The organism is Shewanella sp. UCD-FRSSP16_17 (genome assembly GCF_001675935.1).
In the GTDB taxonomy this organism is placed as follows: domain Bacteria; phylum Pseudomonadota; class Gammaproteobacteria; order Enterobacterales; family Shewanellaceae; genus Shewanella; species Shewanella japonica.
Map to the genome: position 1 here is coordinate 154,734 of NZ_LZFV01000035.1, position 14,190 is coordinate 168,923.

Here is a 14,190-nt window from a genome sequence, read left to right on the forward strand (position 1 = left end):
GTATTAGGGAATAGTAAAAAAGTATCGAACTTTTTGATATTCAAATAAGCCGTCAATTGAGCAATTAACGAATTAACATCACTTTTAGCTCCCTTGTAACTCGTTATAGCTAGAAATTAAGTGTGAAAGAGTGAATCTTTCTAAATTTTTAAAGAAAAACTTATACGCTCATATTGAATTTCACTCATGTGTTGATGAATGCAATTCAATTCATCAATCGAGTGAGTTTATTTACAATTCATTCAACTGACATAATAAACAAATAGAAGTTTGATTAATGAATATCTTTGAATTTATCACCGCGAATATATCGACCTTTTTGGCCTTGGTGGCCACTGGCGTTTTCGCTGGAATTTTAGCGGGTTTGTTAGGTGTCGGCGGCGGGATTGTTATTGTGCCTGTGCTGTTTTTCTTGTTCCAAAGCTTTGGTGTGTCGCCTGAGTCGGCAATGTTGGTGGCGACCGCGACTTCGCTTGCGACCATAGTGCCGACCTCTATTAGCTCAATACGATCGCATCATTATAAAGGTAATGTGGATGTTCATCTGCTAAAGCGTTGGTTTGTATTTATTCTGCTGGGTGTTTTGCTCGGCAGTTGGTTAGTGACTCGCGTTGATGGCACGTTATTGACCATTCTGTTTGGGATTATTGCGGTGCTGTCGGCGCTCAATATGTTATTTAGAACAGGTAAACCTGCGTTGTTTAACGCATTGCCGGGTAGAGCTGGTCAAACGTTGATGGGAACATCGATTGGTTTTTTCAGCTCAATGGTTGGCATTGGTGGTGGGACGATTTCGGTTCCGCTGCTGACGCTATATAACTATCCCACTCATAAAGCTGTTGGCACGGCTGCGGCAATTGGGCTGATTATTTCACTGCCTGCAGCGCTCACCATGTTGGTATTAGGTAGTACCCCAAGCGATGCGCCAACTGGCACTTTGGGTTTGGTTAATCTGGTGGGGTTTATCTGCATTGTGCCGCTAACGGTTTTATTTGCACCTGTTGGCACATCATTAGGGGCGAAGCTAGATGGCGTAAAGCTTAAGAAGGTTTTTGCTGGTGTATTACTGTTTACTGGTCTGCGGATGTTGGGGCAGCTTTTTCTGTAGTGTTTCTGTTTTGGTTTTCTATTTAGGCTTTTTGTTTAGGTACTCCACTTAAATGCATTAGCCAATATACTAACAAAGTGCTCATGTTGAGCACTTTGTTTTATTTATCCGCCTTAACTAACATTGGTCACTTTTCTAGTTGTTGGCAGTAAGCTCTTGTCTCACAATGGCTGCGCCTGCACTTAAGGCATTGAGTTTTCCTCTTGCGACATCACGTGATAAAGGCGCCATGCCGCAGTTAGTACATGGGTACAGCTTGTCGGCATCCACATATTTGAGTGTTTCACGCAGGGTTGCTGCGACTTCTTCAGGTGTTTCGATGGTGTCGGTGGCCACATCAATTGCACCAACCATTACCTTTTTACCTCGTATTAGCTCAAGCAGTTCGATGGGCACATGGGAGTTATGACATTCTAACGAGATAATATCGATAGTAGACTGCTGCAGTTTAGGAAAGGCCTGCTCGTATTGGCGCCACTCTGTGCCTAAGGTCTTTTTCCAATCTGTGTTGGCTTTAATGCCGTAGCCATAGCAAATATGCACCGCGGTTTCGCATTTTAGGCCTTCGATGGCTCGCTCTAAACACGCAATCCCCCATTCATTCACTTCATCAAAAAACACGTTAAATGCAGGCTCATCAAATTGGATGATATCAACCCCTGCAGCTTCTAACTCTTTCGCCTCTTGATTAAGTATTTTGGCAAACTCCCAAGCAAGTTTTTCGCGGCTGTGGTAATGGTCATCATAGAGGGTGTCTATCATGGTCATTGGGCCAGGTAAGGCCCATTTAATGGGTTGCTTAGTTTGCTGGCGTAGTACTTTGGCGTCTTCAACAAAAACCGATTTAGGACGTGAAACAGCGCCCACGACAGTAGGCACGCTCGCATCATAACGGTCACGAATTTTGACGGTTTTTCGGTTTTCAAAGTCAACGCCAGTTAAGTGCTCGATAAAGGTGGTCACAAAGTGCTGGCGGGTTTGCTCGCCATCACTGACGATATCAATCCCCGCTTGTTGCTGTTCATGCAATGACAAGCGCAGCGCATCGTGTTTACCATCAATTAATTCCTTGCCTTGTAATTTCCAAGGCGACCATAAGGCCTCAGGCTCTGCAAGCCATGACGGTTTAGGTAAGCTGCCTGCTGTTGATGTTGGCAGTAGAGGTGTTTGTGTATTTGTTTTCATAATAATGCTGCGGTACCTTAAATTTTTGCGTGTGTAGCTTAATGTCATCGCCTAATGTTATTGCTAAAATGAGTACTTAAAATGAGTACTTAAAATGAGTACTTAAAATGAGTACTTAAAATGAGTACTTAAAATGAGTACTTAAACTGCGTAATTAGCAGACCATTGTTCGAGTAATGATTGGTAAGGTTTGATGAAGTGTTCTTCTGCAAACTTGCCTTGTTTCACTGCTAACTTACTGCGCTCTTCTCGGTCATAAATAATTTGCGTGAGCGAGTGGTCTTGGTTTTTCAAATTAGGCTGATAGCAGTTTCCTGCCACCGCATTGGCATTATAAATTTCAGGTCGGTAAATTTTTTGAAAGGTTTCCATTGTGCTGATGGTGCTAATTAACTCAAGGTTGCTGTAATCATTCAGTAAATCGCCAAAAAAGTAGAACGCTAATGGTGCAACACTTTTAGGCGGCATAAAGTAGCGAACCTGTAAGCCCATTTTTTTGAAGTATTGCTCGGTTAACGATGACTCATTGGGCTGATACTCAAACCCCAATAATGGATGTTGATTACCCGTTCGCTGGTAGGTTTTGTTGTCTGATACACTCAGGCAAATAACCGGTGTTTTTTTGAAGTGCTGCTTATAGGTATCTGAGTTCACGAAATACTTAAACAATTTGCCATGCAGATCGCCAAAGGTATCAGGGATACTAAATTGGCTTTGACCTTTATTATGCTCAGACAGTAAGACGCTAAAGTCATAATCTCGCACGTAAGATGAAAAGTTATTGCCAACAATGCCTTCAATCCGTTCCTTGGTGTGATGATCTACTATATGGGTTTTCAATATCTCAATTGATGGGAAGGCTTGATTATTTCCTTCAATTTCCATATCTACAGAAATGATTTCAAGTTCGACAGAGTATCGATCACCTTTTGGGTTATCCCAATAGGCGAGGGCATTAAAACTGTTATCGATCATCGTCAATGCGTTTCGTAAGTTCTGCTGACGACTTTCGCCTCTGGCTAAGTTGGCAAAGTTAGTGGTAATGCGAGTGCTGTCTGATGGCTGGTAGTTTTCATCAAGACAAATATTTTTAATCGAAAATGTAAAATCGTTACTCATGATCTGCAGTCCCTTTTCCGTAATAAACCCTGAACCTGTCGCTAATGCTTACTTGGCTTTCAAATCCTTTTGAAAGTGCTCCTGCGATTAGCCTTCATCTTTTTTGTAAGCCGAGTGTGTTTTATACGTGTTTAGGTAGATGATGAAAATTGATTAAATTTCCGCTGCAACATGAGCGTTGTTCATGTTGGCTTTCGCGTCATGCTAATCGCTTACGTTTATACACACCGAAATCAGCAACTCAAGGTCATTAGGAGGTTAATATGTGGGTAAATTTAATTGGCATTACGTTAATAATATTGATCATATGGTGGTTTTGGGGGAAGAAAATCGATAATTCTAAGTAGTAAAAAGCGTATTGATGGCTTACTCGTTTAAAACTACTTTATAATTCTTATCGAACGATTGTTGCAGTCTTGTTAATTTTGCGGCTAATGTATTATGCACCTACATACATGGATGTAAAACTTAAGTAGGACGCTAAATGCTTTTTTCTCGTATACAAAATTTAACCTTTTTGAGCTCAATATTACTATTATCAGCATGTGGCGGTGGTAGTAGCGGCGGTGGTAGTAGCGGCGGTGGTGAGACAAATAATAACGAAATAGCACCGCAGGAAAAAACCACATACCTTGTATCAACTTTGGTAAATGAAGGTGGGAGAATAGAACCGATTAGCTTCACTGTTGAAAGCGGTTCTTCAGCCACTTTTACTGTTATGGCCGACGAAAACTATATGATTACTAGTGTGTCGGGCTGCGATGGTAACTTAACAGGCAATACCTATCTGACTAATGCTGTAACGGGGACGTGTGAAGTTTCGGCAATGTTTAGTTTAATTCCCCCTGCTGATGACGAAGCCCCTATCGTAAATGTGCTATTTCCAGCCAATAATTCAAGAGCTAACGGCTCAAAAATTACTGTTAGAGGCACAGCTAGTGATGAGGCAGGTGTTAAAGCTGTAAGGGTAAATGGAAAGTTAGCTAACATTACAACTCAACAAGAAAGTAACTCAATTGGGCAGCTAGATGAGGTAGTCAATACTCAAGTTGATTGGCAAATAGAGGTTCAGTCAGACATCGATGAAGATCTGGTTATCACCACTGAAGATGACGCAGGTAATATTGATGAAACTGCTGAATCAATTAAAGTATTTAATGCGATAATCCCATCTAATTTTATTGTAGATAAAACCAATAATCGTTTAATCGGTCATTTAAATCCCACTCAATTTGCCATAGTTGATTTACCTACAAAATTCATGCATGTCATTAATGTGCAATCACTTGGCGAGTCTAACCCCTTCACCTATTACGAAAATCAAAATAGTCTTATTCATTCAGAGTTAATAGAGGAACAGCTTACATTATCGAGAATTGATGTAGCTTCTGGCGATGTTGAAGTTATTTTAAATCATGATTTACAACTCGATTCATCTAAGTGGTCATTTGCACATGTTAAATCACTCGTTATTGGCCCTGAAGAAGATGAATTATTCATGTTGCTGACTTATTTTCCTGTAGAAGGTGTTAACCAAGCACAATCCATCATTATGAAACTGGATTTAAATACTAATTCTTTATCTACGATAATTGAAGGTCAAACCTTGTCAGGCAATTCGGTTTCAACAAGCGATATTGCATACACTTCCAAAGGGTTAATCGTTTTTAATAGTGCTTTTGGGGGGAATGATGATGGACTGTCCATTGTTGAGTTTGACGGTTCTGATAGTAAAGCTATCACGGGAAATCTAGGTATTACTTCAGCAAGTGTTGATGTTGACCATCAAAATAACACTGCTTATGTTGCTGGGTATAAAGGATTCAGTCGAATAGATTTAACGACAGGTGAGCATAGTGAATTCTCACTTGAAACAGATCAAGATGAATTGGCTATTTCTCAAATTCGTTCAACAGGGCTAGATTTATCAAATGATCAGTATTTAGTGAGGGATAGTGATTTAGATGTGATTGTGGCTGTTAATCTAACCTCAGGAACAAGAACTACATTTGCTAGTAATGGGGTAGGAACTGGCCGTGTCATGATTGCTCCGAGGGAGTTATCTTTAGATAGTGCGAATAATATTGCTTATATTGCCGATGACGGAGGAAACTCTCCTGGTTTTATTTTAGCGATCGATATGGAAACTGGTGACAGAGAAACTGTATATAGTTTTGAAGATGAATATAACTATATGATGAGTGGCTTATCATTCGATCCAGCGACGAATATTTTGTATACGTCGATTAATAATCAAGTTTTGGCTATTAATATTGAAGATAAGTCTAGTGAAGTTATTAGCAGCGCCTCAATAGGGAGTGGTGTATTTTTCAGTGGTATTACTGATGCAGTGTTAGATAAGACTAACGAGCGAGTTTTAGTTGTTGATTACCATGGTCAAGCAATACTTGCTGTTAACCTATCTGATGGCTCTAGGACGATTATTTCTTCATCTAATTCGGATAGTCTTGTCGGCGAAGGCATTAGTATTTATGGGATAAGTTCAATTGCGTTAGATGAAGCTAACCAGTTGGTTTATGCCGCTAGTCAAGTTAACAAGAATATTATTAGCATCGATCTTGCTACAGGTAACAGAAGCTTATTATTAAATTCTTGTGAAGGAGAGGATTTCGTTGATGACGGCTTAAATCATATTTCATTCAATAAATATGATAACTCACTGCTATTCGCTAATCGTGTCATTAGCCAATTTAATATTGATGATAATGTCTGCAAAAACTCATCGCTTAGTTTACCTTTCGATCTCGAGCAAAATGAAAGGGGACAAACTTTCGCTAATGACTTTAACAAGCTATATCAGATTGATTTAGTCACCAATGAAAAAGTGATACTGTCAAAGTAGAACACTTGTCTTCGCATTGAGAAACACTTATATGAAAATGAGTGTTTCTCTTGTATCTAAAAGTATTAAAAGACTGGGACTGCTTTTAAGCTAATTCTCAGATACGTTTATTACAATTCACACCTTATTGTGTATTTCACCCGTTAAAGAGGGACTTGTTATCAAGGATACAACTCAATCTAGTCAGTCAACTAAGTCTCGCAAGCCTTGGATTGCGTTAGGCGTCATTGCTGCCATTGTGATGTTAATTGCTGTGGTATTTAGTGTATTGCCGAAAGGTTTTAAAACGACACATGAAGATATTGGTTCTGGTAAACCCGTTTTAGTGTTTGTTTACGATCCTAACCTTGCAGTGAGTAACAGTCAGACTGAGCAAATGAATACAGCACGCGCGGCGTTAGGTGATGACGTGTCGTTTCTGATTGCGAGAATAGGGACGCCAGAGGGCGATCAATTTATTCGTAAATACCAAGCAAGACCTGCAGAGCTACTCATGTTTGAGCCCGCTGGTAGTTTGGTAAAAAGGCAATATGCCTTAATGCAATCCAATGAAATCATGCAGTGGGTAAGGTATTGAAATAGCTAGTGAAATAGCTAAATCTCAACGCGTGATACTTCACAGCTTTAGTCATTAAAAAGGGTCGAATGGTTCCATTCGGCCCTTTTTATATTAACTAACAGTCATAACTCGATTGATGTTCAATTTTTGGTGACTTTTTGCTGCCAATATCCATCGGCTTCTTGAATAAATTGCGCTTTATTTTCGAGCCAGTTTTCTCGCACACTTAAACTGTAGTTTAAATATAGTTTGTCTTGATACACGGTAAAAGCTTGTGGATCACTGCTGACAACAAAGCCGCTGCTCATGGCGTAGGCGCAATAACCGCCGTATTGTGGGGCATATCGTTCGGGGGATTGTTTAAATTGGGCTAAATGTTCTTTGCTGGCAAATAACCATTGTGAGCCTTGATACTCAGCTTGAAAATCTGTGCTACCTTTAACGGCTTTATTTTCAGTAAAGTAAGCCACGACATCGTAACCTGTAACAGCATATCCTTGGTCATTATAAATAGGCTTATTGCTTAAGCTAGTACAGCCGACTATTGCGAATGCCATAATAAGCGGCAGCAATAATTTACTCAGTTTTATCATCTCATGTCCTATCATCTCACTTCCTTTGAAGTTAACAGCTTTGCTACTGAGTAGACCTAGAAAGTTAGAAAATCATTTCATTGCTTATGTTTACTTCTGCCTGTGTCTTTTAAAATATCTGCGTTAACAGTATATTAACGTTTCGAGTTTTAAGGGGATGCAATTGAAATGCATACCTTTGTGGTTTAATTCCTTCTACCCACTCGCATTTAAAAGTCGATAACGCTGATCTTTTTATTAATTCGTGGCGACATAATTTTCCCAATGGCTTGGCTTTTTAAAAGTTTGTTTTGTCATGATTTAAGGATAAAAAATGCAAACTGATGTATCGATTGCAAGGCTCAAACAATTTCCGCGACTGATGTGGATTTTACTGTTTGGCTCGTTCATAACCCGTGGCAGCTACTACATGGTATGGCCATTTCTTGCGGTTCTCTTATACGAAGAATTTGCTTTAACTGCCACTGAAGTTGGGATGGTACTTTCCGGTGCTGCAGTCATTTCAGTGTTTACTAGCTTTGCCGGAAGTGCGCTATCAGATTGGGTTGGCCGGCAAAAATTAATGTATATGACTGGGGTACTGTACATTATTTCTTTTTCATTGCTTGCAGAAGTGGATACGGTTAAAGGTTATGTCGTCGCGATGACACTGTGTTCAATTGCGACATCGCTGTGGCGGCCTTTAGGTTCTGCGTTAATTGGCGATATTATTCCCGATAAACAAACCCGTGAGCTTGCCATGCAGTCCTGGTATTTTGTTGTCAATGTCGGTTGTGCTGTGGGTCCAATGCTTGGGATTTGGCTTGGTTTAACGGGTCAGCAATCTAGCTTCTATATTACTGCTGGTGCTTTTGTTGTACTGCTGATTTTATTGTTTTGGGGTTTCAAGCACCAAGCGGAGCTTGATAAAGCGAGTGCTATGGCCTCTGGCAGTTTTGATTTTGGCAATGAACAAAATTGTGAACAAGACAGTGCAAAAGAAGCTAAAGTTCCTGCTGAACATTATGACGACAGTGTGAAAACCAATGCTGATACACAGCCTGTTTCAGGTAAGCGCATCGCCAGTATTTTGCTGCAAGATAAGTTATTTCACTGCCTTATTTTAGCGAATACCTTATGTATGTTTATCTATGCTCAAATGGACAGTTCACTGATTCAGTACTTAACTCGTGAACAAGCGCCGCAATTACTAACGCTAATATCGAGCATGATTTTTACCAATGCTTTGGTGATCATTTCAAGTCAGTTTCTACTGCTTAAATTAATGGCCGACTATAGCCTAACTCATCGAATTCAGTGTGGGCTGGTGTTGTTATTGATATCTCAGTGCTGGATGGCTGCTAACCCTGTTGATTTGTTCTGGGGCTGGATTGGCGCTGTGGTGGTGATGAGCCTTGCTGAAACAATTTTGTTCCCGACAATGAATGTGCATATTGACCGTCTCGCGCCAGCTAAATTACGCGGTGCCTACTTTGGCGCAGCATCCTTTTATGAATTTGGTTTCGCTTTTGCACCATTTGGTGGAGGTATTATTTTAGATTCACTGGGTGGAAGTTGGCTATTCATCATTGGTGCGGGTTTGTGCGTTGTAGTAATGGGATTATATAAAGTGCTTCCGAAATTCTCGCGTCCTGATTTTGCCTCAGTATCGTAACGGCTAGGTTTATAATAAAAATGCCCTTTATAGAAAATCTGCTAATAGATGAATTTATTTTGCTCTTTGCCAAACCTTTGAAATAAAGGCGATATTAGCGCCTTTATTTATGTTATGAGTCGTTGAAATCCTATTGCTTTTACCGACTTCAATACTGCTGTTTTTAGTGCAATGAAGCTAAAGTGAACATTCACCAGCACTGAGTTCATTGGTTAATTTACGTAACATGGCTTCAGAGGTGAAACCACGGCGTTTAGCCAGCACATGACCTTGAGTATCGAGCACTAAGGTGGTTGGAAAGCCTTTTACACCACCGCTTTTACGCACAAACATTTTATTGCTTTGTTTTGATGGGATATCGGCTGAAAAATGACGTAATTCACGCTTTAGTTGGCTTTTAGAACCTTTATCGCCAACTAGAGTAAAGTGCACGCTATTGCCACATTCACCTAATAGCTCGGTGATAATTTTGCCCTGCTTTTTGCACCAACTGCAATCAGGCTGAAAGTACATCAACACGGTAGGTTTTTCAGCATGGTAACTCACCGAGGATTGACTGGTGCGCAAATCCTTTAATTGAATTTGCGCCACAGAAAGCTCAGTGCTGTTTGATTCTGCACTCGCAGTGTTACTGACAACAAGAGTTGCCAGTAACACTAGGCAGTTAAAGCTTACCTTCAATGCCAACATAAAACTCACGACCATGTAATGGACCATAGATGTAAGCAACGTCATAGCCGCCATCAGCATCATAAAACAGTGGTGATTCCCCTTCTTCAATTTGGGTATAGTTAAAGATATTTGATAAGCCGCCGTAGACTTTGATTTGGTCTGTTAGGCTGTACTGTACTTTTACATCAGATACTGTAAAGGCAGGTGCATCTTGGCTTTTAAGCGAGCTAGGGTCACCTTTGATGTCATAACCTTCGTAACCGTAGTCGGTTAAGTCACGCTCACCAAACCATGTGGTATTCCAAAATACGGTGAAATCGTCAGTTTTCCACTCAAGCTCAATACCTGCACGGGTTTCAACCGGAGCAATTGAGTATGAAGAGCGAAATACGTCGTTATAATCAAAGTATTCAGCACTGGCATTAATGGTAAGCTCATCAGTTAGGCTGTAACCCGCCACGATGTCGACTGTAGTGACTGATGCATCTTCATCAAGCTGAGTCAGAATTGGTACACCGTCGTCAGTTTCTTGCAGTGATGCTAAGTTTTGCACGTTTGAATGCGCGACTGAGAAGGTTCCCGTTAATGTGCCAGTATCATAGCTTAAGGCATAGTTAGCTGATAACGATTCTTCTAATGAATCGACGTCAATCAGGTAGCCTTTTTCAGAGTCTAGAATACCGTGGTCAGTTTCAAAGAATGATAATGGCGCGCGGTAGCCTCGACCTGCAGATAAGCGAGAAGTCCATGTGTCACTGTGGAAATAACGCATGTCGACACGAGGGGCGATAAAGGTTTCGTCGATTTCAGTGCCAGGTTTTTTGTCATCAACAAAATCAGCGGTCACTTTGTCTACCCGAAGTGCCATCGCGATTTCAATATCGTCAGTAGGAGTCCATGTATCTTGAATGAATACGCCTTTAACATCGTAATCAAATGAGTCACTGACATAAGCTTCAACGTCATGCAGCGCATCCGTATGCGAGCGCATTTCTTCGGTGCGAATATCTGCGCCGTAGGTTAAAAAGTGATTGTCGGTCAGTTCTGTATCAAACTTAGCTCGGGCATAGTACATGGTGTCTTTTGCACGGTAATCAATGCCTTCATAAAAAGAGTCTTGCTCATGTCTTGCATAGCTTACGGCAAACTCAGAGGTGGTGTAATCAGATAATTCACTGAGTAATTTAATGTAGGCTTCATCACGGTTGGTTTCAATCCACTCAGTGGTTTCCCACGCTTTACCTATGTACTCATTACGGACATCATCACCAACAAATAAGCTATCAGACTCTACGTCATCATAGCTGCTGATCGCCTCTTGAATAGAGCCAACATTGTCGCCAATCACAGGGCCACCAAAGATCTCGCTCCGCACTTTTGCTACACGCAGGTGAATGTTATTGGTGTCGTTTAAATCATGGCTGACTAACGAACTGACGGTATAGTTCTCTTGGAAAGGCGCTTCACTAACACCATTATCATCATGATCTTCCTGATCTTGTTTATCATATTGGCCGATTAAGGTGATACCCGTTTTGCCGTCATCTGAAATTCCTGTTGCCATTCCTTTCATTGCGGTGAAGTCATGTGATCCCTTAGCGATATCAACAGACACTTCGTTTTCGTAGGCTTGTTTAGTGACAACGTTAACGGTTCCGCCAATCGCTTCAGGGGCAATCAAGGAAGCGCCTGCGCCACGTGCAATTTCGATACGGTCAACCCCCGTGGTTGAAATAGCATCAACCGCATAGTAACCAGAAATCATAGTATGTGTTGGTAGGCCATCTACTAAAATTGTCGTATGTTCGCCTTTCATACCATTGAGCATGATGCGCTTAACACCACACATTGAACATTCATTTGAAACATTCACGCCGGGTTCATTATTGATTGCATCAGTTAAACTCAAGGCATTTTTGTTTTGAATCATCAGTTCATCCAACACTTCTGTTTTTTGAATGACATCTTTCAAACGACCATCTTGCTGTAATTTTTGACGCACACCTCTGACTTCAATTTTTTCGATTTCATCATCGGTGGCTGTGGTCTCAGCTTGAGCCGAAAAGGTCAGTGCGCTGAGTATTGCTGCGGCTAAAATTGAATGCTTCATATTGTCAACTTTTGTGATTGTTAGTGTATGTAAATGTTGCTTTCGTGCTGCACTTGTTAAGCTTGTTGCAATTTTATGGCGTAGATAAAGCTGATACAAATGATAATGATTAGCATTTGTTGTAATTGTGGGCTGGTGCACAAAGGTGTGAATTACTTGGTTTTATAGATGATCTAGATCAATAAATGTTGTGATTTATTTTGCTGTATTTGGTGTGTAAATGACATGTATCAGCTGAAAGTAGAGGCTTTTGCGATTTAATAAACTGCCAAGGATGTTAATTTTAGTATTTCCTTTATCATGTTTTTGGGCATGAAAAATGCCATTTAAAAGCTGTAATCACTTTTCCCTACATGATTAGAACGGCTTGTTCTTCAATTGAAACAAGCATCTATCGAAGATTTATTGCTTCAGTGTTATTATCAAAAAAATAACAACTATATATCATTTGTTTTTATGCTTGAGCTGAGTGTATGGAATAAAATATTTTCAAAGAAAGCGGCGTGTGTTGGTTTCCAACATATGAGGCTGGTGATGATACTTTTTTACTCAGTCATGTCATTATTCATGAGCTTTACACTGCATGCAGACACAATTGAAATCCCTAGTTTTAGTAAAGGCAGTGTTGGTAAACATACGGCATATTTTCGTGAACGTGACGGTAAGCTTTCTTTAACAGAAGCGCGTCAACAATTTCAAACAACTGAACTTTCTCTTGGCTCAAGTAACTCTATTTCTTTGGGCATTGGCGTTGATCCTGTGTGGATGTCAGTTAAGGTCAATAATGTCGCTAATACAAGCCAAGACTATCGCTTATCAGTAGAAACGCCATGGATTGATTATATTGATACTTGGCTGATTAAAGATGGGCAGGTAATCAAACATATTGCTGGTGGCGATGCTTTTAGTTTCGATACTAGGCCAATGCAGTATCGCTTTTACGCTTTCGAACATGCCTATTTACCTGGTGTCACTGACATTATTATGCGGGTTGAAACGAAAGGTCCAATGGCGCTACCTGTGCAATTTAATAGTGTAGAAAATGCGATAAATCGCGACATTGTCAGTGGTTATCAGTATGGCGCGTTATACGGAATTATGGTGGCGCTAGCATTATATAATTTAGTGCTATTTGTGTTTATTCGTCAGCGTGAATATGGCTTATATGGTTTGTACCTGTTGGGCTTTGTTTTAAATAGCTTGTCTTATACTGGTCAGTTGCACACGATTATTACCTATGATTTTGGCCCTTACTTCCAAGATTGGCTCGATATCTTTTTAATGATCACTTATAGCGTTGCAGGGTTACATTTTGCAAGATCGCTACTGCATACCAAAGAATATGCACCAAGGTTAGATAAATTTGTATTGCGTACAACGCTGTATATTCCGCTAGGAATGTTAATTGGCTTTGTGTTTAACCAACTATTTTTTTCGATGGTGTTGGCATTTATCTTAAACACTTGCTTCGTCATGTTATTTATCGCCATGGGGGTAAAAGCATTGCAAGCACAAAAGCCATTTGCGGTTCTTTTCATTTTATCTTCGGTGACTGCCGCGGTGTGTATAACTATTTCAACACTCGCTGTTGCAGGCGTGTTAGTGCCTTATAACGATTACACGTTTAAAGCGATTGAAGTGGGTATGGCATTCGAAGCAATTTTACTGGCATCCATTTTGGCAAGGCAGTTTAGAATAGCGCAAATTGACAAGCTGATAGCTGAAAAATATGCCCGCACGGATCCATTGACTGAACTGAATAATCGACGTGGTTTTAAAGTGCTTACAGAGTTAACTTGGCCAAACATTGTCGATACTCAACGTAATATCTCAGTTGCTCTCATTGATATTGATTTCTTTAAAAAAGTAAATGATGAGTATGGGCATAGTAAAGGCGATGAAGTGTTAAAAAAAGTGGCGAAAGTCATTGCTGAAACATCAAGAGAAGGCGATATCTCAGCCCGCTGGGGAGGTGAGGAGTTTATTGTATTTTTACCTGATACCACACGAGATGGCGCTATTATGCATGCAGAAAGAATACGTGAGGCTATTGAGGCCATTTCATTTACGGGCATTGATTGCGAATTAATGTTAACTGCAAGTATTGGTGTTGCTGGTAGCGTCGCTGCTCGATTTGAGGATGAATCAATTAATCACGACACCCTTGAGGTTATGATAAAAAATGCCGATAGGGCACTTTATATTGCAAAGCAAGATGGTAAAAACCAAGTTAGAGTGGTGAGTTAATGGTCACCTCTGTCATTCCAATTAAGTTGATTGATGAATTCTTAAACTTATAAATCAAACTCTTACTCTTATGCTGAAGT

General features: G+C 40.3%; 10 protein-coding genes. 5 read left to right on the plus strand and 5 right to left on the minus strand.

From position 1 onward, the window contains the following. Nucleotides 1–277 precede the first annotated feature (277 nt). Nucleotides 278–1,108, plus strand: a complete 831-nt coding sequence (locus A9267_RS14550; protein ID WP_065109690.1) for a sulfite exporter TauE/SafE family protein — start codon at nucleotides 278–280, stop codon at nucleotides 1,106–1,108. A 135-nt stretch (nucleotides 1,109–1,243) separates the two neighbouring features. Here the strand turns inward: A9267_RS14550 and A9267_RS14555 are convergent, their stop codons facing one another. Next, a complete protein-coding gene (locus A9267_RS14555; protein WP_065109691.1) occupies nucleotides 1,244–2,293 on the minus strand; it encodes a methionine synthase in 1,050 nt (349 codons plus the stop codon). Between the two features lie 141 nt (nucleotides 2,294–2,434). Then, entirely contained in the window at nucleotides 2,435–3,412 is a 978-nt protein-coding gene (locus A9267_RS14560) for a DUF1852 domain-containing protein (RefSeq protein WP_065109692.1), read from the minus strand. A 484-nt stretch (nucleotides 3,413–3,896) separates the two neighbouring features. Here A9267_RS14560 and A9267_RS14565 point away from each other — a divergent pair, with 484 nt between their 5' ends. Continuing rightward, a complete protein-coding gene (locus A9267_RS14565; RefSeq protein ID WP_065109693.1) occupies nucleotides 3,897–6,275 on the plus strand; it encodes a hypothetical protein in 2,379 nt (792 codons plus the stop codon). Between the two features lie 127 nt (nucleotides 6,276–6,402). Next, nucleotides 6,403–6,852 carry a hypothetical protein gene (locus A9267_RS14570; RefSeq protein WP_231919146.1) on the plus strand — a complete coding sequence of 150 codons (450 nt, stop codon included), beginning with the start codon at nucleotides 6,403–6,405 and terminating at the stop codon, nucleotides 6,850–6,852. Nucleotides 6,853–6,974: 122 nt separating this feature from the next. Here the strand turns inward: A9267_RS14570 and A9267_RS14575 are convergent, their stop codons facing one another. Continuing rightward, nucleotides 6,975–7,442 carry a YHS domain-containing (seleno)protein gene (locus tag A9267_RS14575; RefSeq protein ID WP_231919148.1) on the minus strand — a complete coding sequence of 156 codons (468 nt, stop codon included), beginning with the start codon at nucleotides 7,440–7,442 and terminating at the stop codon, nucleotides 6,975–6,977. 298 nt (nucleotides 7,443–7,740) lie between these two features. Here A9267_RS14575 and A9267_RS14580 point away from each other — a divergent pair, with 298 nt between their 5' ends. Further along, nucleotides 7,741–9,081, plus strand: coding sequence for an MFS transporter (locus tag A9267_RS14580; protein ID WP_065109694.1), 1,341 nt, complete (start codon nucleotides 7,741–7,743; stop codon nucleotides 9,079–9,081). A gap of 177 nt (nucleotides 9,082–9,258) precedes the next feature. On the opposite strand, the gene A9267_RS14585 is transcribed toward A9267_RS14580, so the two are convergent. Together A9267_RS14585 and A9267_RS14590 are read right to left on the minus strand one after the other, a co-directional pair. Further along, nucleotides 9,259–9,786, minus strand: a complete 528-nt coding sequence (locus A9267_RS14585) for a TlpA family protein disulfide reductase (protein WP_065109695.1) — start codon at nucleotides 9,784–9,786, stop codon at nucleotides 9,259–9,261. Beyond that, complete coding sequence (locus A9267_RS14590) at nucleotides 9,746–11,863, minus strand: TonB-dependent receptor plug domain-containing protein (RefSeq protein ID WP_065109696.1); 2,118 nt, start codon at nucleotides 11,861–11,863, stop codon at nucleotides 9,746–9,748. Before A9267_RS14590 ends, A9267_RS14585 begins: the two co-directional genes overlap by 41 nt. A 534-nt stretch (nucleotides 11,864–12,397) precedes the next feature. On the opposite strand from A9267_RS14590, the gene A9267_RS14595 reads away from it, so the two are divergent. Then, complete coding sequence (locus tag A9267_RS14595) at nucleotides 12,398–14,110, plus strand: sensor domain-containing diguanylate cyclase (RefSeq protein ID WP_197495547.1); 1,713 nt, start codon at nucleotides 12,398–12,400, stop codon at nucleotides 14,108–14,110. Nucleotides 14,111–14,190: the final 80 nt, after the last annotated feature.

Excerpts from the sequence above, each read along its gene's own strand:
- A9267_RS14575 (WP_231919148.1), bottom strand. The coding sequence starts at position 7,442 with ATGATAGGACATGAGATGATAAAACTGAGTAAATTATTGCTGCCGCTT.
- A9267_RS14580 (WP_065109694.1), top strand. The coding sequence starts at position 7,741 with ATGCAAACTGATGTATCGATTGCAAGGCTCAAACAATTTCCGCGACTG.
- A9267_RS14555 (WP_065109691.1), bottom strand. The coding sequence starts at position 2,293 with ATGAAAACAAATACACAAACACCTCTACTGCCAACATCAACAGCAGGC.
- A9267_RS14595 (WP_197495547.1), top strand. The coding sequence starts at position 12,398 with ATGATACTTTTTTACTCAGTCATGTCATTATTCATGAGCTTTACACTG.
- A9267_RS14585 (WP_065109695.1), bottom strand. The coding sequence starts at position 9,786 with ATGGTCGTGAGTTTTATGTTGGCATTGAAGGTAAGCTTTAACTGCCTA.
- A9267_RS14565 (WP_065109693.1), top strand. The coding sequence starts at position 3,897 with ATGCTTTTTTCTCGTATACAAAATTTAACCTTTTTGAGCTCAATATTA.
- A9267_RS14560 (WP_065109692.1), bottom strand. The coding sequence starts at position 3,412 with ATGAGTAACGATTTTACATTTTCGATTAAAAATATTTGTCTTGATGAA.
- A9267_RS14590 (WP_065109696.1), bottom strand. The coding sequence starts at position 11,863 with ATGAAGCATTCAATTTTAGCCGCAGCAATACTCAGCGCACTGACCTTT.
- A9267_RS14550 (WP_065109690.1), top strand. The coding sequence starts at position 278 with ATGAATATCTTTGAATTTATCACCGCGAATATATCGACCTTTTTGGCC.